Here is a 25313-nt window from a genome sequence, read left to right as displayed (position 1 = left end):
GCGGCGAAGCCCGTTTTTTGTTGCGGCGCCTGCCTCGTACAGGGGTTTCGCCAAAGTGGGGGCCTTGGCTGCGAAATGTCCGCAACGAAGCTTATGCAACATATGAAAGAACAAAAGGCAACCGAAACGTTGATTTTGCCAGCTGTTTCGTTTTCACTAATAGACAGAGGAAGAGTTCAGCGAAGCCCGGTTGCCGGGCTTCCAAAAGGAGAGAAAATCTTTCCTCCCGGCCGATACCGGAGAACAAGAATGACCTCTAACGCCATCAAGATCATCCCCCTCAAGCAGCTCACGCTCAGCCCGCTCAACGTTCGGAAGACCGAGGCCGGTGCGGCCGCCGATGCGGAGCTGAAAGCCTCGATCAAAGCCGACGGCGGCATCAAGCAAAACCTGCTCGTCTATCCCGCAGGCAAGAACAAGTTCCTGGTCCATGGCGGTGGCCGCCGGCTGAAGCAGCTGCAGGCGCTGATCGAAGAAGGCGCGCTGCCGGCCGACACGACCGTACCCTGCAAGGTCGAAACCGAGGAGCAGGCTCTCATCAGCTCCACGACAGAAAACGTCGTGCGTGCCAATATGCATCCCGCCGACCAGTATGAAGCCTTTGCGGCCATGGTCGAAAAGGGCTTCAAGACGACCGAGATCGCCAACCAGTTCGGCGTCACCGAAAACCTCGTGCAGCGCCGCCTCAAACTGGCCGAGGTCGATCCGGTTCTTCTCACGGCTTTTCGCAACGACGAACTCTCCCTGGACGCGCTGACGGCGTTCACGATCTGCAAGGACCGGAGCCGGCAGGTCGAGATCTTCGAACAGCTCAGGTCTACCTATCACGGCATCAACCCCTATCAGGTTCGCCACCTGGCTACAGAGAACGAGGTTGCGACGACTGATCCGGTCGCACAATTCGTTGGCGTCGACGCCTATGCTGCGGCCGGTGGTGCACTGCGCAAGGATCTGTTTTCCGACGATGATGACGTTGTTCTTGAAGATGTTGCTTTGTTGCATCGTTTGGCGACCGAGGCATTGAACGCGGAGGCCGAGAAGCTGAAAGGTCAGTGGAAGTGGGTCGATGTGCATCTCTCGGTCACCTATGACCAGTATATGCGCTATGGTCGCGAATACCCCCTCCCCGTCGGGCCGGCCCCCGAGGATCAGGCCAAGCTCGATGCCTTGAACGGCGAGATCGAGCAGATGGAGGAGATCGGCGAGGAGGCCTGGACCGACGAGGTGCAGGCGCGCTGGGATCAACTCCATAACGATCTGGAGGCGCTATCCGCAGACGTGAAGCGGTCGGAATACACCGATGAACAGCGCGCCCGGGCAGGCTGCGTTGTGTCCATCGATCACCGCGGAGCGTTGAGGGTTGAGACCGGTCTGGTGCATCCGAACGACAAGCCACAGCAGGTTCGCTCTGAAGGTTCTGAAGCGATGTCAGCCGAGGAAAAGCGCAAAGAAGCTGGCGTGTCGAATTCTCTTTCGGCAGATCTGCGCGCCATCAGGCACCAGAACCTGCAGGCTCACCTTGCGAGCGACTATCAAACCGCGTTCGACGCGATGCTCTATTCGATGATCGTCCGCCTGCCCATCGCCTATGCCGCCGCACCGATCGACATCTCGATGCGTCAGGCGGAAGTGTTCAAGAGCCGTGAATATCTGGAGGACACGGTCGCGGCTGCGATGCTCGACGAGATCAAGGGGACGCTCGACTTGTCGTGGATCTCGCTCGAAACCCCTCAGGACTTCAACACGATGTCCGCCCTGCCGATCGAAAAGAAGCAGGCGCTGTTCGCCTGGGCGACGGCACAAGCTGTTCAGCAGCAGTTGGCGAATGACGACCACAGCGCGCCCGTTGTCGAGGAAATTGGTCACCGCTGCAAAACTGACGTTGCCTATTGCTGGCGTCCGGACGCGAAGAATTACTGGTCGCGCGTTCCCAAAAAGCACGCCCTTGCCGTTGCAGCTGATGTGATCGGGCAGAAGTGGGCCGATGAACGTCGCGATTTCAAGAAAAACGCGCTGGCCGCCTCGATGGAAGCTGCTTTCCGGGAAGGCGCTGACGAGTGTGTCGGCATCGATCCGGAAACGGCTCGACGCACAGCGCGTTGGTTGCCCGAGGGCATGGCCTTCGAGATATCTGATGAACAGCAGCAAACCCCAGCCGAAAATCCGGAACCAGACGTGCTTCCGGCATTCCTGAAAACAGCCGCTGAATAGGCTCCATCACCCCCAGGTCTCCGGTGGGCGGTCGCTCTCAAGGTAGAGGGCGGCCGTCTTTTCCGTGAACGGCGAACAAAGCCGAGAAAGCTGTTTTCTCCGCCGTTCGATACGGAGACAAAACCGATGCAAACGCACAAACCGAAACGAGAAGACTTCATCCCCGAGGGTGCGGAAGAGCGTTCCGATCTGGAATCCGATGCCGTCGCCTATCTTTTCGAAAATCGTGGCAGGCCGTGCGCCAAGCTGTTCGTCGGCAAGCGTGCGCGCCACGAGTGGCATTATTGGTTCAAAACTCCGGAAGCGCGCGACAAGCGGATCGAAGAAGGCTTTCGGGACCGCCGCAGGACACTTGCGAGCAAGACGCGATATCAGCCGTCTAATGCTGGCATCGAGGTCGGCCATATCTTCGTTGCATCCTGGGGCTACGACCAAACCAACGTCGATTTCTGGCAGGTCACAAAGCTCGTCGGCAAGTCCATGGCCGAGGTCCGGCCGATCGGATCGGTTGACGCATCGAGCGAGAATGAGGCGCCGATGACCGAGCATGTCGTTCCGTATGCCGACCACTTCATCGGTCCTGCCCGCCGCGTCAGGATCTCCAACAGTGGCTTCAACCCGGAATCCTTCATTCATGCCCGTCTGTGGGATGGAAAGCCGTGCTACGCTTCGCACTATGCCTAAATGTAGCCACCAGTCCCGAGCGCCGCCTCGATGTTCGAGGGCGGCGCTTTCGCCGTGTATCTGAACAAGGAGCACGGCATGTTTGAACTGCACCGCGAAACCCTTCATGACAAGACAATCCGGATCGTGCCCGATCCCGATCCGATGAACCCGCGTGTCGAGTGCGACACGTTGGGCACGATGATCTGCTGGCATCCCCGTTATAACCTTGGAGACAAGCACAGGTATAGCGCGCCGTCCCGGGCATCGTGCAGCGAAATCGGACGGTGAAGTTTGGCTATGCGGACTTTGCGGCGATTCGCGATACGTGGAAATACGGCCGCTTGCAGGTCTCGCCGCTACTTGAGCGACAGGAAGATGGCGTCAAGCACCGCGAGGTGATCGTCGGGATCGTCGCCTTCAGAAACGGCCAAGGCAGCCCGGTCGAATAGGGCAGACATCTGCGCGGTAAGTGCATCGATCGGGAGCCTTCTGATCTCACCTGCCTCCATTGCCGCCGTGAGGCCCAATCGCAACGTATCCGCCGAAGTGTCCCGGTCGATCTTGTCGAGCTCCGTTTGTCCAAGCACGGTCGGGCCATCACGAAGCATGATCCGAACGCGTCCCTTGACAGCCATTGCTTTGAGAAAACCGCGGCTGCCCTGCCGCAACGCATCCATGGCCGATCCCGGCACAGAATTGGCCAAACCGGTGATTTCCTCTGCGACCGCGCGGTACTCCTCGGTCAAGACTGCCCGGAAGAGCGCCACCTTGTCCTCAAAGTGATGATACAAGGCGCCTCGAGTTACCCCCGCTGCCCTTACGATCTCCGGCGTTGAGGTCTCAGCATAACCCTTTTCGGAAAACAGCTGCCTGGCCGCGGCCAATAGTGCGGACCGGGTTCCTTCCGTGCGGTCCTTGTTCGATCGGACTTCAGGTTTTTCTTGCATGCGTGCAGCCTGTATGTTTATGTATCTCTTACATGCAGACTGTATGTATCAAAAAGAGGAAGCGCAACATGAAATGCACGCAATACTACCCCGTCATCCAAACCGAAGATGTGAGCGCGACCAGGGCCTTCTACATCGACAACTTCCGCTTCAAGGTCAGCTTCGATGCGGACTGGTACTGCCACCTCCAGTCGAGCGAGGATCCCAAGGTCAACCTCGCGATCCTGAAGGGCAATCACGAGACGATCCCCGCCGAGGGTCGCGGGTTGACTAGCGGCCTGATCCTGAACTTCGAGGTGGAGGACGTCGACGCCGAATTCGAGCGCGCCGAGAAGGCGGGACTGCCGATCTTGAAAGCCCTGACGGATGAGGACTTTGGCCAAAGACATTTCATCACGCGCGATCCAAACGGGGTCCTGATCGATGTAATCAAGCCGATTCCACCTGTCGGTCAGTTCGTCGATCAATATATGGCTGACGCTCTGCCCACCTGACCCATGCACGAAGCGAGGCTCGATGACACCATTCGGGCATCGCACTCGTTAGCTGACATTCGCGCATCATCCAACGGGCAACGGGGCATCGCTCGTTAGAGTGTCATTCGGCCCTCTACCGGAACCGGCCCCCATCTCGACAAATCAAAAGCCGTCCGAAGAACCGGGCGGCTTTTTTTATCTTGCGGTTCGTTTTCGGACCAAAAGCAAGAGGGGGATCGGGAAGGTTTGAACCTTCCCAGGACAGAGAAAGGGGAGGTCTCAACCGTCAACCAAGCCGGAGATCCCCATGACCATTGTCGAAGCTGTTACGACCGGAACCCCTGTCACCGATGATCCCACTGCCATTTTGAACGCAGCCAGGATCTTGTTACCGATCCTCGAAAGCGGAGCCAGCATCTCGTCATCTGCGTTGCGCGATGCCATGGAACGGGCCTCAGGCGGTTCCGATACAGACGGAACCTGGCTTTGGAAGCATGCCTATGAAGCTGCCGAATGCGCCCAGGTTCTATTCCTGCAAAAATACGGCGCCACCATGCGCAAACATGCGAAGACGCCGCAGCAATTGCTGACGATGATCGAGACCATCGCCAGCCTGTCGCCGAGCCAGACGAAGCGCTCCGATGAATCTCAGGCCCTTCAACAATTTTCCACTCCCCTGCCCCTGGCGTTCGCCGCCGCACATGCGGCGGCAATCACGGCTGACGATCTTGTTCTAGAACCATCGGCCGGCACAGGACTTTTGGCCACTTTCGCCGCCATGGCCGGCGCAGATTTGCATCTCAACGAGATTGCGCAAACGCGCGCTGCATTGCTGGGTGAACTGTTCGCCGGATCGGCGGTTACCCGCCATGATGCCGGCACGATCCATGACCGGCTCAACCCGTCGGTCGATCCGTCGGCCATTCTCATGAACCCGCCATTTTCGGCCGCGCCGGGCGTTACCCGCCGTTTCAGGGCCGCGACTGCGCATCACTTGCGCTCTGCCCTCGCCCGACTTCGTACTGGCGGCCGACTTGTGCTGATTTCCGGCGCTTCCTTTACCGGACAATCCCATTCGTGGCGCTCGTTTTTCAACGATCTGCAGCAAACGGCTTCGGTTGTCTTCACCGCTTCGATTTCGGGCAAAGCCTATGCGCGGCATGGCACGACCGTCGAAACGCGCCTGACCGTGTTCGACAAGGTGCCACAGTCGGTTGAACCGCGGGCGTTTGCGCGCTGCGAAACCGCGGGCGAGCTGCTGGACCTTGTGGTTGAGCACTGCCCTGCCCGGCTGGCGAAGACAACTCCGTCGACAGCGCCGCACCCGGCTCCGGCCGCCCCTGCCTTGGCACAGATCCGCGCCAAGGCACGCGCGACCGTTAAAACATCCGCAGCGCATCCCCTGGATAACCCCGAGATCTGCGACGTCGCCTATCAGGCTCGCGACCACATCAGCGACGGCGGTCAGGGCTCCGATGAAATCTACGAGCCCTACGAGGTTCAGACGATCGCGATTGATCACGCCAAGCCGCATCCCGGCGAACTGGTCCAGTCGGCCGCCATGGCGTCCGCACAGGCCCCGCTTCCTTCTTATCGGCCCCGCCTTCCAGCGCAGCTGATAGCCGATGGCGTCTTGTCAGCCCCTCAGCTCGAAACCATGATCTATGTCGGCGAGGCCCATGAAACGTTTCTGAAAGGCACTTACGATGTGGTCGATGACTTTGCGTCGATCCAGCCGGCAAAGGCTGAAGCCAGCGCCTTTTCGGTCGAAGCGCTGCCGGAGGACGCCTCGAAGACCGTCCTGAAAAGCGCACGGTTCCGGCGCGGTTTCTTTCTCGGTGATGGGACCGGTTGCGGTAAGGGCCGACAGGTCGCGGCCGTCATTCTCGATAACTGGCTGAAGGGCCGTCGCAAGGCCCTTTGGATATCTCGCAGCGACAAGCTCATTGAGGACGCTCGCCGTGACTGGCAGGCGCTCGGCGGAGTGGCCTCCGATATCATTCCGATTTCCAGCTTTCCGCAGGGCCGGTCGATCCCTGATCAGCCGGGCATTCTGTTCGTGACCTATGCCACACTTCGCAGTCAGGCCAAGCAGGACAAGAAAAGCCGCCTCGCCCAGATCCTCGACTGGATCGGTCATGACTTCGACGGCGTGATAGCGTTTGACGAAGCCCATGCAATCGCCAACGCCGTCAGCGCCAAGGGCGAGCGCGGCGAACGCAAGCCGTCGGAGCAGGGTCGCGTGGGTCTTCTGCTGCAGAATGCCGTACCTAATGCGCGGGTTCTCTACGTTTCGGCAACCGGTGCCACAACGGTCAGCAATCTGGCCTATGCCTCACGGCTCGGCCTCTGGCAGACCGGTGACTTTCCGTTCAGCACGCGGGCCGATTTCATCGCGTCCATGGAGGACGGCGGCATCGCTGCCATGGAGGTGATTTCACGCGACCTGATCCGATCCGACGCGTGCAGTTGATCCAGTCGATGTTTAAGAAGGCGATGCACCGATCGACGCTGGCGGATTCCAGCTGGAAGCCGGTCGATCGCGCTGCGTTCGAAAGGGCATGGGCAACCAAGGTTGAGACCATCCCCCAATTCGACACATCGACGATCACGATTGTCGCCGGCCTTCTGCTGCCGATCTGGCAGCACCTTCCACAGTCCAACACGCAGGTCTACCGCCTCACTGCCGAGGACGGAGAGCGTATCCTGGGCCGCATGCTGACCCATATCGATGCGGTCAATCTCGCGGCTCAGCTTGGCGTTTCGGATGCCATCAAGCTTGATCCCGAGGAGGTGCTGAAAGCCCTCCTCATTGGTTATGCCCAATTCACATTGTCCAATAAAATCAAGCTTCGGCGGTCGAAAGTGATGGATCGTTACCGTATCGAAATGCTAGACTTCAAACCGGGGGATTTGAAAGCTTTCAAAGCGCTTGGCTGCTATACGGAGACCATCGCATGGAAGACACGCCTTTTCGTTCCGGACGGCGAAAGCGTTCTCGCAAAAGTGCTGGAAGGCACGAAAATCGTCGCAGTCAGGGAGAGGTGGACATGATTTCCGCCTCCCAGCTTTCCGATCAGCTCGCTGCGCGGGCCGAACAGTTCTGCCGTACCTATCTGCCCGCCGGTCGGCGGGCGGGCAATTATTGGCAGGTTGGCAACAAATACGGTGACGCCGGTAGATCCATGGCCGTGCGCCTTAAAGACGCTGGCGCGCGAAAGGCTGGCAAGTGGGCCGATCGCGCGACCCATGAATACGGCGACCTTCTTGATCTGCTGGAAAGTATCGTCGGGGCGGGCAGTTTTGCCGAAACCTGCAAGGAAGCCCGTCGCTTCCTGAATCTTCCAGAGGCATCGGATTATCCTGAGCGAGCCGGGAACGATCACGAAAAGCCACCCTCCAATGTCGATCAGGTCGAATCCGGGCGGAAGCTCTTCTCTTACGGCAAGCCGTTCAAGGATACGCCCGTAGAGCGCTATCTGCGCGGAAGGGATATCAGCCGCTTCGGCCCGGCCCTCAAGTACCACCCCCGCGTCTTTTTTCGCGATGAGGACGGCCAGTCCCGGCAGTTGCCGGCCATGCTGGCGGCCGTGACGGACAATGACGGCACGGTCATGGCATGTGCGCGGACCTGGCTCGATGTGAAAACCAACTCTGTCGCGCGCATCACCGAGCCCAAACGGGTTTCGGGCCAGCTTTATGGTAACGCCGTGCGGTTTCACTCAAGCAATGCGGGAGGCGACATCATCGCCGGCGAAGGCATTGAAACGGTGTTGTCCATCGGCTCGGTGTATCCGGCCGCGGAGCTGGCAGCCTGTCTGACGGCGACACATCTTTCGCTGTTCGATCCGCCATCAAGCTGCACGAGGCTGTTCATCGGCCGCGACAACGATGATGCCGGCGAACTGGCAAGCCGCCAGTTGCGCAGCCGTGCTGAAAAACGAGGCATCGAGGTGGTCGATCTTGTTCCGACGCTCGGCGACTTCAACGATGATCTCCGACAGCTCGGAAGGCAGGTCCTTCGTGACAATCTCAACCGGCAGGTCATGGCGGCGATCACCGGGCCGGTAGCATGGGCCAGTCTGCGCATACCATAACGTTTGGCCGACGCACGGTTTCGCCTGACAAGTCGTTTTCCATAGCGGCTTGTATGGCTTTGGCGATGAACCGAAAGCCGACCGCAAAGGCGGTCTGGCAGGACAAAGGACAACCCCGCCCTCTCAACAAAAGCGGTTTCCACCCTCGGCGGACCCTCCCCTTTTCTTTTCGGTTGGGGTCCAGCGCTTGCGCTCGGCCCTACGGGTGTCAGCCCTGCCCTTTCGGTTCCGTTATCGCCCCATACAAACCGCAAGGAAAACGAGAGGACGAACCAATGAACGCCTACACAACCGAAGTTCAGCAGCCGCAGAGCCCGACCGCGCGCCTCCTCGATGAAATCGCCCTCTTTGGCTACCGCCCGAGCGGCGATGAGCACGACTACCGCCCTCTTCCTGATGCAGAGACTGTTGAGATCGGCGTCGCCGGCATCTTCGAAAGCCTTGAAACCATGTTTACAAACACCCGGCTCGAGGACGAACTGTCCGAGGTGCTGTGGGCCGTCGCCAATGTGTTCCATCGTCGTCTGACCCAAACGCAGAAGAAGCTTGATGACAATGAAACCGAACAGCGAACCTTGCTTGCCGCGCAGGATGGCAGCGAGATCAGCAGCGTCGAATTGGAAAGGAAGGCTGCCGCAGGAGATACGCTGACTGAAATACGCAATGCCTTCGAGGCAATGCGAGATCTGGCCGCAGACCATTACCGTTCGAGTGTCGGCTGTGAATGGCTCCCGCGCACCGGTTCGAAAACCTCGTATAATGGGCTTACCGCAGCGGTTATCGACAGTCGCGATTACCTCGCCAGAAAGCGCCACGAAGAAAAGGAAATCTATTGCCCGACCGGCACCAAGATCGCGTTCACGGGCGGCGCCGATTATCAGGACCACGAAGCCATCTTCCACGTTCTCGACCAAACGTACAAAAAGTACCCGGATATGGTTCTGATCCACGGCGGCTCGCCCAAGGGTGCCGAACTGATCGCCGCCAAATGGGCAGGACTTCGCAAGGTGACGCAAGTTGTCTGCAAGCCGGACTGGAGCGCACATCGCAACAAGGCGGCTCCGTTCAAACGCAACGACAAGATTGTCGAAATGATGCCTAAGGGTATGATCGTTACGCCCGGTAATGGCATCAACCAAAACCTGGCCGACAAGGCACGCAAGGCAGGCATCCCGCTTATGAAGGTCGGCTTTTAGGTCGACCTTCATCGCATGAAGCAAAAGGGCAAACGCAGAAGCGCTGGCCCCTATTGATCAGGGCATTCAATCTCGCAAGAAGATCACGGACATCAAACTATCATCGGTTTCGCCCGGATATTTGCCAAGGTTTGCACGCACGGTGCGGCCTCGCATGTGAACGGACATCTGAAGGTATTCCTGCCCCTGATCATTCTTGCGCCGCCAGACAGCGCCGATTTCGACCTCCTGGTCTTTCTGGGTCTTCCCGTAAACGCGGTAGGCGGGTGCACCGATATTGCTGCTTTCGAGCTTCACCCCTCGAATATCTTCATCGAATTCCAGCGATGCGATATTGCCTTCAAATGTTTCGCCGCTTTCGTTGAACCGGACATAGTTCAAGCGTTCAGGATCCTTCATTCTTGCTCCGTCGATTGCATCAGTTTTCAACGGTCCGCCGTGGGCAAGGCGCCCAGTCCTTCCCCGGGAAACCAAGTTTCCCGTGGGCAAAGGAGGGGCGCTGAACGCCCGACGGCTTTTCCGTCACTGTCACGACAAATCTGTTGGGGTGGCGCGGCCGTGGGCGAAGCCGAGGCCCGGCTAAACAGATGTCATCGGCCTTGCAGATGCTTGGTCATTGACCGCGAAGGGAAAAGATGGCGGCGGACTTCGAGACAAAGCCGCGTCCAATTGGTCGCGACCTCATTGCTGGAAGCAATTTGCGCGCGCTGATTTAGCCCGCAGTCGCCTTATCAGTCGACGTCGCGATGTTTTGAGGAGAAAGAGGCAGGAATGCGACCGTTCGCGGATCTTCGGTGAAGTTTGCTTCGAACGTGCCATCTGGCAGTGACACACTTAGATGCAGATATTCATTCCCGTTGGCGTCGAAACGCTTTCCGATGCCGCCGATCGGGACCTTTCGGCCGCGCGGTGAGTATCCGAACATATGGAAGCTATACGGTCCTGAAGGTTCACCAATAATATGATAGAGGGTACCGTTATGATGAATTTCACCCTCAAGGCCAGCTTCATTTGTAAAGCGAAGAAAATTGCGTGCTTGAGGCATGATGTCTTCCCGTATTCGATGCATTGCAGGGGTGTACTACATCTTTTAATCAACCGGTCAAATTGCGGAGTGTCAATAAATCTTGACCATTCCATAACAGTTTTCACTAAGACTTTTGTCTAATTCCTAACGGACGACGACGTGCGCGCCGATGCCGACACGGTCATATAAATCAATGACATCGCTGTTGAGCAGGCGGATGCAGCCACTCGACACTGACTTTCCAATCGAAGACGGATCATTCGTGCCGTGAATGCGATAGAGCGTGTCGGCGCCATCCTTATAGAGGTATAGGGCACGCGCGCCGAGCGGATTCACCTCGCTGCCGGAGAGGCCCGTGGCTAGGGGTGTGTTCACCTTTGGACGGTCGCGGATCATGGAGTTTGTTGGAGCCCAGGTCGGCCATTCGGCTTTCCTTCCAATGACAGCCTTTCCCGAAAAGTCATGGCCTTCTCGGCCGACTGCGACGTTATAGGCCAGCGCCGTGTTGGCCTCCTGGACGAGATAGAGCTTGTGGTCATCCGGCTCTACGATGATTGTTCCGGAGGGCTCTGTTGTCCTGAAGCTAATTAGCGATGGACCGCCGCCCCTTTTCTGCTGGCCGGCATCTTTAGTCACTTCCGTCGAAGGAGATGCGACGCAGCCGAGAAGAAGGAAGACTATGAATAGGGACGCTAGTGCTCTCGTAATCTGAATTGGTTTCGGCATTTCCAGCTGTATCGGCTTCATTGTGAAAAAAGGACGGCCATTGTTTTATCCTGCATGAACCTGATGGCCGTATCATCGGCGGCGAGAAGTATGAAAGCTTCGCCTTCGACGGTCCTGGTTATGAGGTGGGGTAGACCACACTTCTGCTCGGCCATTGTGGCCGGCCGGACGATATGAGGGAAACCTCTAATGTCCCTCCCCTCAAACTCCTTTCCCGCAGCGCGAAGGTCTTTTGGGCGGCACTTTTTCGAATGGCGATTCGGCGGAAGAAGGCCGATTTCGCGCAAACCAGTCTGAAAAAGCATCAAGTTAGCGGTCTTCACCCTGATATAAGTGCATGCCAAGTCGAAAATTAAAACAAGCCGTTTCGCATTGGAACTAACGAAGGCATGATGATAAAGCCCTGATAAATAGGCGTTTAATAGCTATTCCGGCGATTGCCGATGGCGAAGGATGGGAGCCTGTTAAGGTTTTGTTAACTAAAATCGCCTTGCTCGTACACGCTTCGCAGGTATCATCACGGATATTCGGCATTTCTGCGGAAAAAACGTGATGGGAGAGATTAACGTGAACGCTTCGGCGCAGATCGACAGAGCGCGACTACCAAACGTTGATGATGTCATCGGCGCGCATGCTGAACTCTTAGGATCGCAGCTTCAGAGTATCAGCGAAACTCTGTTTCCGCCAACCGCCAGTAAGGCTCTGCGTCGTTTCACGTCTGGAGAGGCTGCCAAGCTCATCGGCGTTTCTGACTCTACGCTTCGGAAGATGACTCTCGCTGGCGATGGCCCGTTACCTGAAACCGCGAGCAATGGCCGGCGCTTCTACTCCCTTTCCGACATCAACGAAATTCGAGCAATCTTTGCAGCTAATGCACGCGGTCGCGAAGCAATCGACTTTGTTCCGCACCGTCGAGAGGGTGAGCACTTGCAGGTGCTTGCCGTGACGAATTTTAAGGGCGGGTCTGGAAAGACCACGACATCGGCACATCTCGCCCAATACCTAGCATTGGCGGGTTATCGAGTATTGGCAATCGATCTCGATCCGCAAGCAAGTCTTTCCGCCCTGCTCGGTGTGCTGCCCGAACTGCATGTGGGCCACAACGAGACGCTTTACGCAGCAATCCGATATGATGACGGTCGTCGTCCCCTGCGCGATGTGATCCGTCATACATATTTTGACGGCCTCGACCTTGTCCCCGGTAACTTGGAACTAATGGAGTTCGAGCATACCACGCCGAAGGTCTTGGCAGACGGCAGTGCGTCGGATGCCGGCGCGATCTTTTTCGCGCGTGTGGCAAGTGCAATTGACGAAGTGGCGGACGACTACGATGTCGTGGTGATCGACTGCCCTCCCCAGCTTGGTTTCTTGACCCTTGCCGGCCTGTGCGCGGCAACCTCCATGATTGTGACGGTGCATCCGCAAATGCTGGATGTATCGTCGATGAGTCAGTTCTTACTGATGACGCGCGATCTCTTAGGCGTCGTGCGTGATGCGGGGGGAACGCTGAAGTTTGATTTCGTGCGCTATCTGCTCACCCGTTATGAACCTCAGGATGCGCCCCAAACAAAAGTGGTCGCGCTGCTCCGCAATCTATTCGACGATCATGTCCTGACCAGTCCCATGGTGAAATCGGCGGCGATCTCGGACGCAGGCCTGACTAAGCAAACCCTTTACGAAATCGGTCCGGGCAACCTTACGAGATCGACCTACGATCGCGCAATGGAGTCATTGACAATGGTGAATGGCGAGATCGAGGACTTGATGAAATTGGCTTGGGGGCGCACATGACTGTCTCTCTGCCCTCCTCCCCTGTCGATTTGTTGGGAGCTCCCAACAATATGGCTACCGCTTATGATCGTCGTGTTGGGAGCTCCCAACATGGACATCGCCTACGCCCCCACGATCATCTCCAGGAGCGTTTCTCATGAGCCGCAAGGACGCGATCAACTCGCTCTATCTGCAGAAGCCGACTTCGACCGCCGGCGAAAGCGAGAAGGCTGGTGAACGGGTAAGAACGGGCGCCATTTCCGCTATGGGCACATCGCTCAAACAAATGACCGATGGCGCAAAGCTCGCAAGTCGTCTTCAGGAACAGCTGGAAAAGGGTGATGTCGTCGTTGAACTCGACCCAGAGGCAATTGAGCGCTCGCCGATCGCGGATCGAATTCCGATTGATGTTGACCCCGCATTCGATGAGCTTGTGAAGTCGATATCAGATAATGGGCAGCAGGTTCCAATTCTCGTCCGTCCCAGCCCGGCAGGCCGCGGGCGCTTTCAGATCGCCTATGGTCGTCGTCGATTGCGCGCGGCGCAGGCGTTGGGCAGACCGGTTCGTGCTATCGTCCGGAGCCTCAACGACCAAGAGCTTTTTGTGGCTCAGGGGCGTGAAAACCTAGATCGCGAGGACCTGTCCTTTATCGAAAAGGCTTTCTTTGCGAAGAATCTCGAAGATTCCGGATGTGACCGCGCGACAATCGTAGCTGCGCTTTGCTCGGACAAATCGGATGTGAGCAGATATATAGCTATCGCTCGGCGGGTGCCCGAGAGGCTCGTCGGGCGGATCGGGCCGGCGCCCAAAGCTGGACGGGCACGCTGGATGAAGCTGGTTGACGCTCTGGAAAAGGAAGAGGATGGCGATCGGCTTGAGCGTATTCTTGAGGCAGAGGGCTTTGCTTCAGCCGGTAGCGACGCACGGTTTCAGCTTATACTAAAGGCCTTGGACGTGAGAAACGCGCGGCCGAAGGGAAGCCGTGTCGAGCAATGGAAAACGCCATCTGGTAAGCGCGGCGCGCGCATCCAGACGGACAAGGCTAAAACGACGCTGATCTTCGAAGACAAGATCGTTCCCGCATTTGCGCAGTTCGTTTCGGCTAAACTGGATGAACTGTATCGAGAGTTTGAAGCTAGGCAAAAGGAGGAAAAGGACCGAACAACGGGCCGCTAGCCGCGGTCAGAGAGAAAACGGCAAAGAAAAAGGCCCCGAAATCACTTCCGGAAGCCTTCTCTACGTGTGGTAGCTAGAGAATCGCACTTCCTGGAATCTCAGTCAAGCTCTTTTGGGCGACGAGCGTCGATTCGGCGATCCGATTTCTATTGCCTGGCAACAGGTGAACAAAGATGCAAACACATACTGCAACCACGACGCCCTTTGGGCGGCGGCCGATGTCGCTCGCGATGCTTTCAAGCCAGAAAGTGGCGCGGGAAGCCCCGAAGGGGGCGCGGCTCAACAAGTGGAAACTGTTTCATACTGTGCGGGAAGCGCGGGAAGCGCTGGGGGCGAGCGATCGCGGGCTTGCGATCCTGAATGCGCTTTTGACCTTCTATCCGGAGAACGAGCTTGCGGAGGAGACCGGCTTCGTGGTCTGGCCCTCCAACGAGCAGTTGATCGCGCGCGCCAACGGCATTTCGCCGGCAACGCTGCGCCGTCATCTTGCGGTCCTGGTCGAGTGCGGGTTGATCATCCGCCGCGACAGTCCGAACGGCAAGCGCTTCGCCAGGAAGGGCAGGGGAGGGCAGGTCGAGCAGGCCTATGGCTTCGACCTGTCGCCGCTTGTCGCCCGGGCGGCCGAGTTCGAGGCGATGGCCGCGCGGATCGCCGAGGAGCGTCTGGCGCTGAAATGCGCCCGCGAACGGCTGACATTGCTGCGCCGTGACATCGTCAAGATGATCGAAACCGGACTCGATGAAGGCGTTCCGGGCGACTGGGCGAAGATGACCCGCATTTATCGAGAGATCATTGACCGGCTTCCGCGCCTTCCCGACCTGGCGATCGCCGAAGATATTTGCGATGCCCTGGCCTTGCTGCATGAGGAAGTGCGTGAGACATTGGAATTTCATGTAAATTCACAAAAAAAGAACGCCAATGAGTCTCATGCTGAGCGCCACAAACAGAATTCAAACCCAGAATCCCAATATGAATCTGAATATGGCTTAGGAAATAAATCAGAAGCGAGCGGCAGCGCCGACCAAACCGACAATCTGCACAGCCTGCCGAAGCGGGAATTGCCGCTGGCACTGGTGCTGGATGCCTGCGAGGGCTTTCGGGATCTGGCAAAGGGAGGATCGATCCGTAACTGGCGGGACTTCCTGGGCATCGCCGAGATCGCCCGGCCAATGCTGGGCGTCAGCCCGAGCGCCTGGCGGGAGGCGGCGGAGGTCATGGGCGACAAACAGGCCGCGATCACGTTGGCAGCGATCTACCAGCGCGGCGAGGCCGTCGTCAGCCCCGGCGGCTATCTGCGCAACCTGACGGAACGGGCGAGGGATGGCCAGTTCTCCGTCTGGCCGATGGTCATGGCGCTGTTGAGGGCAAGGATCGAGGCCGGGAATGCCATGCCGTCGCCAAAACCCGATGACGATGGGAGAGGGGAGAACGATCGCGATGATGGTCTTTCCGTCTCGCCCGCTCTCGCCCGCTCACTGAAGAAGCCTCGGAGATGATTTGAAAGGCAAGCCTATGTTCAGTCACGCAACGGTGGGAACCATTGATATCGAACGTTCGGCCTCGTTCTATGATGCCCGGTCGAACAGACCGTCGAATGCGTCGAGCAGCGCATCGATGATCGCCTGGCCAAGTGCATCCGCTGCTTCGCCTGTGCAGGTGTCATCACCGGAGCGTGCCGCAGTGGCGAGAGCAGATCCCTGGTCGGTCAGGATCGATTTTGTTCGCTCGATTGCCCATTGGGCGAAATCGTCCCGATTGTTGATGGTCATGGTCTCCATGGGTGTTCGCTCTCGAATCTACGGTTTGCTTGCTGTATTTTGGTTGCGGGCGGGTCGCACAGATGTGTACAGCGTTCGCGTTTTGCAGTCATTCTTCGTTTGGGCGATTATTTTCGCGTCGAGCAAACCAATTCGCCTTGCCCGGTCGAGCAGGTTCTTGACCGATGACGGCCCCATTTCGTGCCGCCGCGGGTGGTACGTTCATGAAGGCGTTTGAATTGGCCGGCGATTTCACGCAATGTGAGCGCGGGGTTCGAAGAATGGATCCCGACGACAAGCGTCATATGCCGGTCTTCGGGCGGCCGTGGAGACGCGGGCATAACCGATAAGGCGTTCCTGTGAACGACGGGAAGAGCGATTGTGCGTGTCAGTGGCCATGTGACAGCGCCTGAGAGTTCATTGAGAGTCGGCTTTCCAAATATGGAAGACACGGATAACTGATCATTTGCTGGTATCCCCCGAGGAAGCGTTACTGTTGCCTTGAGGAAAGAGATGGACTATATATCCCAAAGTATCTATATCATTCAGGATATTAAATGACGAAATGGAAGGTCGCGTTTCATGACCGCTTCAAAGGCGAGATCACAGATCTTCCAGCAGATGTTCGGGTCGAATTGCTCGCGCATCTGGTGCTGCTTCGCGAAAAGGGATTTCGACTGGGACGGCCTGAGGTCGACACACTCGAAGGCTCCAAACACGCGAACATGAAGGAACTGCGCGTCAAGGTGTTGAAGGTGCAATGGCGGTTCGCCTTTGCCTTCGATCCGGAGCGAAAGGCTATAGTCCTCTGCGGCGGTGCAAAGAGCGGTGTGAGCCAGAAACTCTTTTACAAGCGCCTGATCGATCTGGCGGACAAACGGTACGATGAGCATTTGAGCGAGTTGGAGAAGAAACATGGATGATCTCGATAAGCTGATGCAGACGCTTCCTGAAGAAGAACGAGGCGCTATTGAAAAGCGTGCCGGCGAGCTTGTTACGGCCTACAATCTGCGGGAACTGCGCGTACTTGCCGGACGGACGCAGGAGGATGTGTCTGCCGGGACTGGTTTCAAGCAGAACAATGTTTCGAGACTGGAGAAGCGGGCCGACATGAAACTGTCGACGCTTCGCGATTATGTCGAATCCCTTGGCGGCACGTTGAAGATCGTCGCGGAAGTCGCGGGCAAGAAAGTTGATCTGTCGAGCATTACGGAGCGCTCCCGACACGGCCCAAAGCTCTGAGAGAGCCACGGCAGGGGAGGGGCTGCTAAAGCCCCGCCGCCTTGGTGAGGTTGACCCTGAATCGGTCGCGCCTGCGCTGATAGCGCCTTGTCATCTCGGCGGAGGCATGACCGAGTTGTTTCTGGACATAACGCTCGTCGACCTCGGCCGAGGAGGCGAGGCCGGCGCGCAGCGAATGACCGGAGAACAGCCTGACGCGTTCGGCCTCGGGCAGATCGCCGCGAATGCCGGATGCGAGCACGGCTTTCTTGACGAGACGGGCAACCTCCTGATCCTTCAGCCGTTCCGGGCCGACAGCCTTGCCCTTGCCGGTGACGCGGCGGAACAAGGGGCCGTGGCCGATCCTGCCGAGCTTCAGCCAGGTTTCGACCGCGGCGACCGGGCAGGTGAGATCCGAGGAGCCGCGGCCGATCTCGACCTCGCGCCAGCCGGTCTTGCCGCGCAGCGTCACCAGCATCCCCTTGTCGAGGATGTCGATCCAGCCGTTTCCATCCTCGCTCTGGTCGCGGCCGCAATCGAGCGCGACGATTTCCGAGCGGCGCAACCCGCCGGCAAACCCCATCAGCAGCATGGCGCGATCGCGCAGGCCGCGGAGCGTTCCCCGGTCGAGCGTTTCGACCATCGCGATCAGCTCCTCGGGCAGGATCGCCTCCTTCTGGCGCGGGGGTGCGGCATGGCGATTGCGGATGCCGGCAAGCACCGTGGCGATGTGGCGGTCGCGGCGATCGAGCGCGAGGCCGCGCTGCGCATAGTTCCACGAGATCGCCGACAGCCGCCGCTCGATGGTGGAGACCGCGCTCGGCTTTGCCCGTGGCGCCGCTTCCCCGGAGGCGAGCGCCGTAATGTAGAGCCCGACCGTCTGCGCATCGGGGGGCAGGGGCGCAAGCCCCTTGCGCCGGCACCAGTTCGAAAAATGTTCCCAGTCGGCGGCATAGGCGCGCCGCGTATTGGCCGCGCTTGCGGCGTCGACGTAACCGCGGGCGCGTTCGACCAGCGGCGCGAGATGGCCCGAAAGCGCGCCCGACGTCCCGGTCGGCTGCAATTCATAAGCGGCGCTCGTGCCGAGAGACGGGCTGGCGTGCGGATCGGCGTCGTTTTCGGGCATTGAGGGCCTCAGATTGGGGTTTTTCTCTATAATGAGCGTTATGAACGATAATGCAAGATTAGCAATCATAATACGACAAAGACAAGCTGTGCGGTTTATGTCGATTACTCTGGTATTAACTGCTCGTTTCGGTTAGCGTTGGCGCCATGGATTCGTACGACACACCACACGCCAGAACCGCCACGCCCATCGCATCCCTGCCGGGCTGGGCTCGGCTTCGCGGGCCCGATCTGACCGATGCCGATGCCGCCTTCTCGGCCGGTATCGCGCTGAAATCCCTTGATGATCTCGTTCGCTCCGAACCCGCCTGGGCCGGCTGCTGGCGCGAACGGCAGGCCCTGAAATGCGCCGCCGCCGCCGTCCGTCTGACCGGTCGCAACGAGGACGAGGCGGCGCTGCGCGACGCCGTCCTGCTCACCGCCGCCGGCGACGATCCAGGCCCCGCCGGAAAGATGTTTCTGGCCTACAAAAGGCTCGTCGCCCGAAAACCCGGTTTTTCTGTGAAACAGGTCGAAGAACTTGCCGACCTCATGGGGATCGCCTGGAATGATGTTCTCGCGTCGATCCCGGAGCTGGCGGAAACCGCGCTCCAGTCTGGACGCGCCGTTCCCTTCGTGGTCGCCGACCTTGTGACCGCAATCCTCGCCGTCCGACCGGATGCCGAACCTTTGGCCTGGGCGATGGCCGACATGCTGATCGCAACCCTGTTGAAGTGGAACCGGCCCGTACCTTTGATGATAGCGGAGCGTTACGGCCCTGCGTTTCGGACCATCGGGGGCAGGGGGCGTGTGCGGCCGGGTGAACCGGCGTTCGCCCGTGCTGTCTGCCTCGCACTTGCTGATGGAGCCGGGGCCGCATTGCGGACAGCAGACGCGATCGCGCGTCGGGCGGATGTTCTGGTGGCCGTGGCGCCGAAGGTGCGGACCAAGGGCGCGGCGCCTGTCATCCAGAAACTGCTGGACGAGGACGCTATCCCGGCGAGTGCGCCCGGCAGCAACCTTTCGCGTTGGGCTGCCTCCCGCCTGTTCGAACGGCTCGAAAGTTTCGGCGCCGTGCGCGAATTGTCGGGCCGTCCCTCCTTCCGGATTTACGGACTGTGACCATGACCGAATCCCCTGCTGCAAAAACAAACCGTCGGAAAGCGAAAGCTGAAGCCGAACATAATGGGGAGCATGCCGCAGACGAAAAGGCGGGAGGCGCACGCCTCTTTGATCGGGAGCTTGAGGCCTTGCCGCCCGATCTGCGCTGGCGCGAATGGATGCTGCGCGTCGAGGCGGTGATCTTCGCCGCCGCCGAGCCGGTCACCCGCGAGACGCTTTCCCGCGTCGTCGGCAAGGACTGCAGCATCGACCTCCTGATCGATGATCTCCGCGAAGAACTCGCCGGCCGACCCTACGAGATCGTCCCGGTCGCCGGCGGCTGGCAGCACCGCACTCGCCCGGCCTATGCCGACGCCATCCGCGCCTCGGCCGCGCCAACCCGGGGCGGTGTGTCGGCACTTTCCGAGTTCGAATCCATGGTGCTGATGGCCGTCGGCTATTTCCAGCCCATCACCCGCGCCGAACTGTCAAAAATCTTCGGCAAGGAGGTCAGCCGCGACACCATCGGCTCGCTCCGAAACGCCACCCTCATCGCCTCCGGCCCCCGCAGCCCCACCCCCGGCGCGCCGTATACCTATGTCACGACGAAGCACTTCCTCTCCGCGTTCGGCATCGAAGCGCTCCGCGACCTACCCGATATCGAGGCGCTCGAGGATGCCGGCCTACTCAGCAGAGCTGCAGTCCAAGAGGAGGCGATGGCGGCCGTGGGCGAGGGCGAGGAGGAGTGAGGCTGTTGCCGCCGGGCTCGGGAAATGCCTTGAGCGTGCAGCAGCATCCAGCCTGAGGGAACGCCTGCCGCGAGGCCGCGTTTCCGGCGATGCCGAAACCTGACAAAAATCAGTCATTTCTCGCCCACACCCCCCAAATGGGGGGCGCTCGGTTTCCGGGCCGTCTGTAAACCTTTCCTCCAGCATCGCGAGGGGTGATGCATATGACATTTGCGAAGCGGCAGGCTTCGCAATCATGAGGGAAGAATTTCTAGATGCCGAACTTCAAGACAGCTCTTTGCCTGGTCCCGATCGTTTTTCTGGCGGCCTGTTCCGACTCGTCCTTCGATTCTCTTTCGGATTCTGACTACGACACCGGCGGCTCTTCCTCCGGCGGCGGCACGCCGAAATCGTCGATCCTGCAGTGCCCGAGTTCGTGCACCACGACCAGCGGCGCTCCCGTAAACATTCAGGTGGCCTCCCACTGCGACGCCGCGCGCAGCTATTATGGCGAATACAAACTCGCCGTGCAGCAGTACGGCACGTCCGGAGCAGAGCCTTACTGGGAGGCCTATGAGCAGACGGCGGACCTGGCGAATGAAATGTACTCCACTTTCGGCTGCAAGGCGGATTACTAGGTCCTCTAATCCGGGTTGCTTCCGGGCGGCCCGGATGTTTCTGGGCGGTTGCGGCCATGACAGAACGTCTGCTCGATGTCCGCGGGGTCGGCAAAACCGTTGTTTCCGCGGGCGAGCGCATCGAGATACTGAAGAAGGTCGACCTGACGCTCAACGTCGGCGAGCGTCTTTGCATCATCGGTGCGTCCGGTTCGGGCAAATCGTCGCTGCTGGAAGTTCTAGGCACGCTGTCCACGCCGGACGAGGGCAGCGTGGCGATCTCCGGCGTCGATGTCGCGGCGATTTCTGATGCCCGCAAGACCCGGTTCCGGCGTCAGCAAATCGGCTTCGTATTTCAGGGCTTCAACCTGATCGATCATATCAGCGCGGTAGAAAATGTGGCGATGCCACTCAGATACCAAGGCGTTTCGAGGGGGGCGGCGCTGCGGCGCGCCGAAGAGGAGCTCGAAAGGGTTGGTCTTGCTCAGCGCGCCCGCTCGCGCGCAAGCCGCCTTTCGGGCGGCGAGAAACAGCGCGTGGCGCTGGCAAGAGCGCTGGTGACGCGTCCGGCGCTCATTCTCTCCGACGAGCCGACGGGTAATCTCGACGAGGAGACCGGTCGAAACGTCCTTGACCTCCTCCTGCAGAACTGCCGCGTGGGGTGCGGGCTGGTGATGGTCACTCACAATCTCGATCATGCGCGGAGGTTCGAGCGTGTGCTGAAATTATCGGGCGGGCAGTGTCATGCTGTTGCCGTTTGAACCGATCCTCGCCCGGCTCAGGGCCTTTGGCCTCGCGCGGCTGTTCTTCGCGGTGGTCACGCTGTCGATGACGCTTGCTGGCACCATTGCCAATTACGCGCTTTCCGGCAATGCGCTGCGCCACTTCGACACGTTGCTGGAACTCGGGGCGGCCGAAACCTTCGTGATCAGCGGCGCCAATTACGAAGTCGGCATACTGACCGGCGGCGTATTCGATCCCGATGCGCTCGCTCTGCTCGGTCCGGATATGATCGCCGGGCTGTTGCCCAGCGGATTTTCCGTGACGCCCTTTCGGGCCTTTCCGGTGACTTTGGAAAGCGGCGGCACTGCGCAACTCGCCAAGGCCTATGCCGTCGGTGACGGCTTCGCCCGGCAGTCCGGACTGACCACGGATCTGCCGCCGGGCACGGAAATCGGCGATTTGATGCAGGATAGCTGTCTGGTAGGGCGTGCGCTGGCCGAAAGCCTCGACGGCGCCTCGATCGTTTGGGTGGAGGGCAAGGCCTGCCAGGTGGCAGGCTTCTTCGATGCGCCGGTTCGTCCCCCTTTTGCCGAACTCTCGCGATCGCTGCTGATCCCTCAAGGAGAAGATTCCTTCGAAGGCGTCGATGCCGGCAATTTCAACTTTCTCGTGACCGGGCCTGCGGAAAGCCTCCCGGAGCCGCGCCTGAAAGGGCTGTTGTCGCTCGCGTTCGATGTGTCGCGGCTGACCTTCTGGTCGAGCGCGCCGATCATCGAACAGGCGCGCGAACTGAAATTCATCGCACTCGCCATATCGGTGGGGCTGAGCGCGATCATCCTGATGATCGGCGGCGTGTCGATTGCGGCGCTGATGTCGTTTTCGGTGACGGAGCGCCGGCGTGAAATCGCCATCCGTCGCACGCTGGGCGCGACGCGGGGGAGAATAGTTGTTGAAATCGTGCAGGAGACGGCCCTGATCGCCGCGCTCGCGCTGATCGTCGGTATCGTGGGCGGTATGATTCTTGCGGAGGTCTTGCAGCAGCCACTCAGCCGCTATTTCGTAGCGGGCAGTATCACCGGTTCGGGTATTGCCATCGGGCCGATTGCTCGTGCCGCTGCCGGTTTTTTCGTGGTCACGCTTCTCGCCGGCATCGTGCCGGCGCTGAACGCCGCGCGCACCGATCCGGCAACCGTGCTGAGGGAAAGCTGATGACGGCGGAGCGCTGCATGGAGAGGGGGCATCATGTCGCTGGTTAGAACCTCCATTATGGCCTTTGGCGTCGTGATGGGCGTCGGCGCTGCTGCGTGGGCGGTGCAGGGCGGCGTCTGGCCGCGGGAACAGGTGGCTGATCAGGCGCCGAACCGGACGGAATTGCGTATTGCCGACCGCCCCTTCACAGAGCGTGTCGTGCGGCAATGCCATATCGAATATGGCGCGCCGCGCGCGCTCTCGGCTCCGGCCGATGGTTTGCTGGAACTGCTTGTCGCAGACGGCGCTGCGGTGAAGAAGGGCGATATCATTGCTCGTTACGCGATCGACAAGCTCGAAAGCGAGGAGCGGCGCCTGGCGGCAGACATTGAAAGCCTGCGTTCACGGATTGCCTTCAAATCCGGTCCCTATCGCACCGAAAGCGAGGCGATCTGGCAGATCGAGCGCGAAACGCAGGAGAGCAGCCGCGCCCGGCTTCGCGCGAAACTCAAGGAGATGGAGAGGCTGGAGGCGAGTGGCCAGATTGCGCCGCAGCGGCTGGAAGAAACCCGGCTGCGACTGGAGGAGGCGGATGCCGAGCATGCCCGGCTTTCCCATCAGCGCACCCTCGACCGCGCCCAGATCGCGCTCGATATCGGCCAGATGGAGCATGATCTGTCTGTCGGGGAGGCACGGCTTGAAGATATCGGGCGCGAGAAGGACCGCAGCGCTCTGGCGGCGCCCGAAAACGGCGTGGTGATCTGGCGCGATCCGCACCTTGCCGAAGCAGGCGGCGGCGAGTTGCGCCGCGGCACGCCGATCGCTTCGCTGGTCACGCCCGGCCGCTACGGCGCGGTTGTTCGCTTCGGCGACAGCGACATGCGCGTCGTAGAGGACGCGTCGGTGAGCGTCGGTTTCGAAGATGGGCGGGAGCCCGTCAGAGCCGAGATCGTTTCGAAACGGCTGGTCGATGACCCCATCGAGCAGAAGCGGGGTCGCTACGCCTATGACGTCGCCATTGTTTTTGAAGGCGATGAGACAATGTTGCACAGTCAGGCGCTGTGCAACTTCAGCCGGCCCGTCGCGACCCCATCGGCTGCGATACCGGCAAGCGCGCTCCGGTTTCAGTCTGGCCGCGCCTATGCGATGAAGCTTGAAGACGGCAAGACCGGCCTTGTCGAACTTGAACTCGGCGAGGTGGCGGATGGTTATGTCCGCGTCCTCGCCGGACTGAAAAGCGGTGATATCGTTGTCGAATAGCCGCCTTCTACCGCTCCGACGACTGGCGGCGCTGGCTCTCCCGCTCGTTCTCGCCGCCTGCGCCTCGCCCGCGCTGAAGCAGACAAGCGCTGATATCGATGCGCTCCAGCGCCAGATTGATGCCCCGTCGCCTCTGTCCGCGTCCGAAGGTCCCCTTGGCCCGGTCGAGCTCGTAGCCTCTGCCGATCGGCGCGGCCATGATGTGATGAAGGCGCGGCTGAAGCGCGCCGAAGCGGAACTGGCGCTAGACGAAACCCGCTCGCGCCGGTTTCCACGCATTTCGGTGGAAGCGCGCGACTTCGTCACCTATGACCGGCGCAACGGGGTTACCGACAACGCCAATGTCGTGCTCGGCGTCAACTGGGATATCGCCTATGCGCTGCTCGGGCTCGACAGCCGCAATATCGCAATCGCCGAAGAGCTCATTCCGGTCCAGTATCAGCTTTCCTACCGCAATGCGCTGGGGGCTTTGCTTGCCGCCTATGCTTCGTTGAGCGAGATGGATTTCAAGCGCCGACACACGCTGCTGGAGGCGGATGCGCTTTCCTGTCAGGCGAAATCGATGCGCGCCGAACAGAAACTCGGCACGGTCTCGGTGGCGGAGGTTGACGCGATGAACGCGCGGATTGCCGCGGTGCGGAGCGAGGCGGACGCGATTGCCATGGCAATGGAGGCGGAGGAAAGCAAGGTGATGGCGCTGGCCGGCCTGAAGGCGGGCGCCCAGCCTGTGGCGGCATCGCGATCCGTTCTGCCGGCGCTGGCGGGCCTGCCCAAGTCTGTTGCAGAGAACGGCGAAAGCTGTTTTTCGGCTTCCGGCAGCCAGGCGCTGGAAAATCTTCTGGTCGAAGCTGCCGGCGCCCAGCTCGATCTCGCCAGAAAATCGCGCTTTACCAAGCTGACCGCTGCGCTCCCGACCTTCATGAGCGAGGATGGCGGTCTCAGCCTTCAGTTCCTGGTTGGTTATGTGCTGCCGCTGATCGATCAGGGCGACAGCCTGCGGCTGACCGACCGCGCGCGCATCCGCCTGCTGGAGACAATCCTGGCGGCGCGCGAAAACCACCGTGAGTTTCTGAACCGCTACAATGAAACCGTGCTGAACACCGCCGGTGCCCGTCGCGCGCTCGCCTCGGCCGATGCCGCCATTGCGACGGCGCGGACATCCCTTTCCGCAGCGCCCGATGCCGAGCAATGCGCCGCCGAGACGGCGCTATCGAAGGCGCGGCTGGAGCGTGCCGAGGCATTGTTCGCAATCGAGATGGCGCGCGCCCGGCAAACGCTGATGTGCGCGCCGCTGCCGGAAGCTCAGAACCCGGCCTGAGGG

General features: G+C 59.8%; 25 protein-coding genes and 2 pseudogenes. 20 read left to right on the top strand and 7 right to left on the bottom strand.

Annotated elements, in window-relative coordinates:
* Positions 1 to 249: 249 nt before the first annotated feature.
* The 3 genes from HQ843_RS29085 (at position 250) to HQ843_RS29075 (ending at position 3165) form a co-directional block, all read left to right on the top strand.
* Entirely contained in the window at positions 250 to 2211 is a 1962-nt protein-coding gene (locus HQ843_RS29085; RefSeq protein ID WP_180902479.1) for a ParB/RepB/Spo0J family partition protein, read from the top strand.
* A 126-nt stretch (positions 2212 to 2337) separates the two neighbouring features.
* Entirely contained in the window at positions 2338 to 2895 is a 558-nt protein-coding gene (locus HQ843_RS29080; RefSeq protein ID WP_180902480.1) for a hypothetical protein, read from the top strand.
* 78 nt (positions 2896 to 2973) lie between these two features.
* Positions 2974 to 3165 (top strand): hypothetical protein, encoded by a 192-nt coding sequence (locus HQ843_RS29075; RefSeq protein WP_180902481.1) that lies wholly within the window; start codon positions 2974 to 2976, stop codon positions 3163 to 3165.
* A 68-nt stretch (positions 3166 to 3233) separates the two neighbouring features.
* On the opposite strand, the gene HQ843_RS29070 is transcribed toward HQ843_RS29075, so the two are convergent.
* Positions 3234 to 3824, bottom strand: coding sequence for a TetR/AcrR family transcriptional regulator (locus HQ843_RS29070; protein ID WP_180902482.1), 591 nt, complete (start codon positions 3822 to 3824; stop codon positions 3234 to 3236).
* Positions 3825 to 3892: 68 nt separating this feature from the next.
* On the opposite strand from HQ843_RS29070, the gene HQ843_RS29065 reads away from it, so the two are divergent.
* The 5 genes and pseudogenes from HQ843_RS29065 to HQ843_RS29045 all read left to right on the top strand — a co-directional run bounded on the left by HQ843_RS29065 (position 3893) and on the right by HQ843_RS29045 (position 9593).
* Complete coding sequence (locus HQ843_RS29065) at positions 3893 to 4318, top strand: VOC family protein (protein WP_180902483.1); 426 nt, start codon at positions 3893 to 3895, stop codon at positions 4316 to 4318.
* Between the two features lie 424 nt (positions 4319 to 4742).
* Positions 4743 to 6749 (top strand): annotated as a pseudogene (locus tag HQ843_RS29060) (strawberry notch-like NTP hydrolase domain-containing protein); the annotation flags it as partial.
* Between the two features lie 14 nt (positions 6750 to 6763).
* Positions 6764 to 7354, top strand: a complete 591-nt coding sequence (locus HQ843_RS29055; protein ID WP_180902484.1) for a hypothetical protein — start codon at positions 6764 to 6766, stop codon at positions 7352 to 7354.
* Positions 7351 to 8397 carry a DUF7146 domain-containing protein gene (locus HQ843_RS29050; protein WP_180903577.1) on the top strand — a complete coding sequence of 349 codons (1047 nt, stop codon included), beginning with the start codon at positions 7351 to 7353 and terminating at the stop codon, positions 8395 to 8397. The genes HQ843_RS29055 and HQ843_RS29050 overlap by 4 nt, the downstream gene beginning before the upstream one ends.
* Positions 8398 to 8672: 275 nt before the next feature.
* Positions 8673 to 9593 (top strand): DUF2493 domain-containing protein, encoded by a 921-nt coding sequence (locus tag HQ843_RS29045; RefSeq protein ID WP_180902487.1) that lies wholly within the window; start codon positions 8673 to 8675, stop codon positions 9591 to 9593.
* A gap of 66 nt (positions 9594 to 9659) precedes the next feature.
* Here the strand turns inward: HQ843_RS29045 and HQ843_RS29040 are convergent, their stop codons facing one another.
* The 3 genes from HQ843_RS29040 to HQ843_RS29030 form a co-directional block, all read right to left on the bottom strand.
* The gene (locus HQ843_RS29040; RefSeq protein ID WP_180902488.1) at positions 9660 to 9992 is read right to left on the bottom strand and encodes a DUF736 domain-containing protein; all 333 of its coding nucleotides are present in this window, start codon (positions 9990 to 9992) and stop codon (positions 9660 to 9662) included.
* A 313-nt stretch (positions 9993 to 10305) separates the two neighbouring features.
* Positions 10306 to 10638, bottom strand: coding sequence for a hypothetical protein (locus tag HQ843_RS29035; protein ID WP_180902489.1), 333 nt, complete (start codon positions 10636 to 10638; stop codon positions 10306 to 10308).
* A gap of 126 nt (positions 10639 to 10764) precedes the next feature.
* The gene (locus HQ843_RS29030) at positions 10765 to 11256 is read right to left on the bottom strand and encodes a L,D-transpeptidase (RefSeq protein WP_246710493.1); all 492 of its coding nucleotides are present in this window, start codon (positions 11254 to 11256) and stop codon (positions 10765 to 10767) included.
* A gap of 642 nt (positions 11257 to 11898) precedes the next feature.
* Here HQ843_RS29030 and repA point away from each other — a divergent pair.
* From repA to repC, 3 genes are all read left to right on the top strand, one after another.
* Positions 11899 to 13137 carry a plasmid partitioning protein RepA gene (gene repA / locus HQ843_RS29025; RefSeq protein ID WP_180902490.1) on the top strand — a complete coding sequence of 413 codons (1239 nt, stop codon included), beginning with the start codon at positions 11899 to 11901 and terminating at the stop codon, positions 13135 to 13137.
* Between the two features lie 136 nt (positions 13138 to 13273).
* Positions 13274 to 14293, top strand: coding sequence for a plasmid partitioning protein RepB (gene repB / locus HQ843_RS29020; protein ID WP_180902491.1), 1020 nt, complete (start codon positions 13274 to 13276; stop codon positions 14291 to 14293).
* 173 nt (positions 14294 to 14466) lie between these two features.
* On the top strand, positions 14467 to 15789 hold the full coding sequence (repC, locus tag HQ843_RS29015) for a plasmid replication protein RepC (RefSeq protein WP_180903576.1): 1323 nt from the start codon (positions 14467 to 14469) through the stop codon (positions 15787 to 15789).
* A gap of 69 nt (positions 15790 to 15858) precedes the next feature.
* Here repC and HQ843_RS29010 read toward each other — a convergent pair whose 3' ends face one another.
* Positions 15859 to 16062: a hypothetical protein gene (locus HQ843_RS29010; RefSeq protein ID WP_371822224.1), complete on the bottom strand. Its 204-nt coding sequence runs from the start codon at positions 16060 to 16062 to the stop codon at positions 15859 to 15861.
* A 123-nt stretch (positions 16063 to 16185) separates the two neighbouring features.
* Positions 16186 to 16379: pseudogene (locus tag HQ843_RS29730) on the bottom strand (recombinase family protein); the annotation flags it as partial.
* Positions 16380 to 16607: 228 nt separating this feature from the next.
* Between HQ843_RS29730 and HQ843_RS29005 the strand changes: the two are divergent.
* Both HQ843_RS29005 and HQ843_RS29000 read left to right on the top strand, forming a co-directional pair.
* Complete coding sequence (locus tag HQ843_RS29005; protein ID WP_180902493.1) at positions 16608 to 16973, top strand: type II toxin-antitoxin system RelE/ParE family toxin; 366 nt, start codon at positions 16608 to 16610, stop codon at positions 16971 to 16973.
* Positions 16966 to 17292: a helix-turn-helix domain-containing protein gene (locus tag HQ843_RS29000; RefSeq protein WP_180902494.1), complete on the top strand. Its 327-nt coding sequence runs from the start codon at positions 16966 to 16968 to the stop codon at positions 17290 to 17292. The genes HQ843_RS29005 and HQ843_RS29000 overlap by 8 nt, the downstream gene beginning before the upstream one ends.
* A 25-nt stretch (positions 17293 to 17317) precedes the next feature.
* Here the strand turns inward: HQ843_RS29000 and HQ843_RS28995 are convergent, their stop codons facing one another.
* The gene (locus HQ843_RS28995; protein WP_180902495.1) at positions 17318 to 18397 is read right to left on the bottom strand and encodes a tyrosine-type recombinase/integrase; all 1080 of its coding nucleotides are present in this window, start codon (positions 18395 to 18397) and stop codon (positions 17318 to 17320) included.
* Positions 18398 to 18543: 146 nt separating this feature from the next.
* Here HQ843_RS28995 and HQ843_RS28990 point away from each other — a divergent pair, with 146 nt between their 5' ends.
* The 7 genes from HQ843_RS28990 (at position 18544) to HQ843_RS28960 (ending at position 25310) form a co-directional block, all read left to right on the top strand.
* Entirely contained in the window at positions 18544 to 19497 is a 954-nt protein-coding gene (locus HQ843_RS28990; RefSeq protein ID WP_180902496.1) for a DUF1403 family protein, read from the top strand.
* 2 nt (positions 19498 to 19499) lie between these two features.
* Positions 19500 to 20225 carry an SMC-Scp complex subunit ScpB gene (scpB, locus tag HQ843_RS28985; RefSeq protein ID WP_180902548.1) on the top strand — a complete coding sequence of 242 codons (726 nt, stop codon included), beginning with the start codon at positions 19500 to 19502 and terminating at the stop codon, positions 20223 to 20225.
* 254 nt (positions 20226 to 20479) lie between these two features.
* The gene (locus tag HQ843_RS28980; RefSeq protein ID WP_180902497.1) at positions 20480 to 20842 is read left to right on the top strand and encodes a hypothetical protein; all 363 of its coding nucleotides are present in this window, start codon (positions 20480 to 20482) and stop codon (positions 20840 to 20842) included.
* A 56-nt stretch (positions 20843 to 20898) separates the two neighbouring features.
* On the top strand, positions 20899 to 21582 hold the full coding sequence (locus HQ843_RS28975; protein WP_180902498.1) for an ABC transporter ATP-binding protein: 684 nt from the start codon (positions 20899 to 20901) through the stop codon (positions 21580 to 21582).
* Entirely contained in the window at positions 21566 to 22753 is a 1188-nt protein-coding gene (locus tag HQ843_RS28970; protein WP_180902499.1) for an ABC transporter permease, read from the top strand. Before HQ843_RS28975 ends, HQ843_RS28970 begins: the two co-directional genes overlap by 17 nt.
* Before the next feature lie 33 nt (positions 22754 to 22786).
* Entirely contained in the window at positions 22787 to 23992 is a 1206-nt protein-coding gene (locus HQ843_RS28965; RefSeq protein WP_180902500.1) for an efflux RND transporter periplasmic adaptor subunit, read from the top strand.
* The gene (locus HQ843_RS28960; RefSeq protein WP_180902501.1) at positions 23982 to 25310 is read left to right on the top strand and encodes a hypothetical protein; all 1329 of its coding nucleotides are present in this window, start codon (positions 23982 to 23984) and stop codon (positions 25308 to 25310) included. Before HQ843_RS28965 ends, HQ843_RS28960 begins: the two co-directional genes overlap by 11 nt.
* Positions 25311 to 25313 lie beyond the last annotated feature (3 nt).

Source organism: Martelella sp. NC20, assembly GCF_013459645.1.
In the GTDB taxonomy this organism is placed as follows: Bacteria; Pseudomonadota; Alphaproteobacteria; order Rhizobiales; family Rhizobiaceae; genus Martelella.
Note: the sequence above shows the minus strand (reverse complement) of the source record. Positions and strands in the feature narration are given on the sequence as shown.

Excerpts from the sequence above, each read along its gene's own strand:
- HQ843_RS29085 (WP_180902479.1), top strand. The coding sequence starts at position 250 with ATGACCTCTAACGCCATCAAGATCATCCCCCTCAAGCAGCTCACGCTC.
- HQ843_RS29080 (WP_180902480.1), top strand. The coding sequence starts at position 2,338 with ATGCAAACGCACAAACCGAAACGAGAAGACTTCATCCCCGAGGGTGCG.
- HQ843_RS29075 (WP_180902481.1), top strand. The coding sequence starts at position 2,974 with ATGTTTGAACTGCACCGCGAAACCCTTCATGACAAGACAATCCGGATC.
- HQ843_RS29070 (WP_180902482.1), bottom strand. The coding sequence starts at position 3,824 with ATGCAAGAAAAACCTGAAGTCCGATCGAACAAGGACCGCACGGAAGGA.
- HQ843_RS29065 (WP_180902483.1), top strand. The coding sequence starts at position 3,893 with ATGAAATGCACGCAATACTACCCCGTCATCCAAACCGAAGATGTGAGC.
- HQ843_RS29050 (WP_180903577.1), top strand. The coding sequence starts at position 7,351 with ATGATTTCCGCCTCCCAGCTTTCCGATCAGCTCGCTGCGCGGGCCGAA.
- HQ843_RS29045 (WP_180902487.1), top strand. The coding sequence starts at position 8,673 with ATGAACGCCTACACAACCGAAGTTCAGCAGCCGCAGAGCCCGACCGCG.
- HQ843_RS29040 (WP_180902488.1), bottom strand. The coding sequence starts at position 9,992 with ATGAAGGATCCTGAACGCTTGAACTATGTCCGGTTCAACGAAAGCGGC.
- HQ843_RS29035 (WP_180902489.1), bottom strand. The coding sequence starts at position 10,638 with ATGCCTCAAGCACGCAATTTTCTTCGCTTTACAAATGAAGCTGGCCTT.
- repA (WP_180902490.1), top strand. The coding sequence starts at position 11,899 with ATGGGAGAGATTAACGTGAACGCTTCGGCGCAGATCGACAGAGCGCGA.
- repB (WP_180902491.1), top strand. The coding sequence starts at position 13,274 with ATGAGCCGCAAGGACGCGATCAACTCGCTCTATCTGCAGAAGCCGACT.
- repC (WP_180903576.1), top strand. The coding sequence starts at position 14,467 with ATGCAAACACATACTGCAACCACGACGCCCTTTGGGCGGCGGCCGATG.
- HQ843_RS29010 (WP_371822224.1), bottom strand. The coding sequence starts at position 16,062 with ATGACCATCAACAATCGGGACGATTTCGCCCAATGGGCAATCGAGCGA.
- HQ843_RS29005 (WP_180902493.1), top strand. The coding sequence starts at position 16,608 with ATGACGAAATGGAAGGTCGCGTTTCATGACCGCTTCAAAGGCGAGATC.
- HQ843_RS29000 (WP_180902494.1), top strand. The coding sequence starts at position 16,966 with ATGGATGATCTCGATAAGCTGATGCAGACGCTTCCTGAAGAAGAACGA.
- HQ843_RS28995 (WP_180902495.1), bottom strand. The coding sequence starts at position 18,397 with ATGCCCGAAAACGACGCCGATCCGCACGCCAGCCCGTCTCTCGGCACG.
- HQ843_RS28990 (WP_180902496.1), top strand. The coding sequence starts at position 18,544 with ATGGATTCGTACGACACACCACACGCCAGAACCGCCACGCCCATCGCA.
- scpB (WP_180902548.1), top strand. The coding sequence starts at position 19,500 with ATGACCGAATCCCCTGCTGCAAAAACAAACCGTCGGAAAGCGAAAGCT.
- HQ843_RS28980 (WP_180902497.1), top strand. The coding sequence starts at position 20,480 with ATGCCGAACTTCAAGACAGCTCTTTGCCTGGTCCCGATCGTTTTTCTG.
- HQ843_RS28975 (WP_180902498.1), top strand. The coding sequence starts at position 20,899 with ATGACAGAACGTCTGCTCGATGTCCGCGGGGTCGGCAAAACCGTTGTT.
- HQ843_RS28970 (WP_180902499.1), top strand. The coding sequence starts at position 21,566 with ATGCTGTTGCCGTTTGAACCGATCCTCGCCCGGCTCAGGGCCTTTGGC.
- HQ843_RS28965 (WP_180902500.1), top strand. The coding sequence starts at position 22,787 with ATGTCGCTGGTTAGAACCTCCATTATGGCCTTTGGCGTCGTGATGGGC.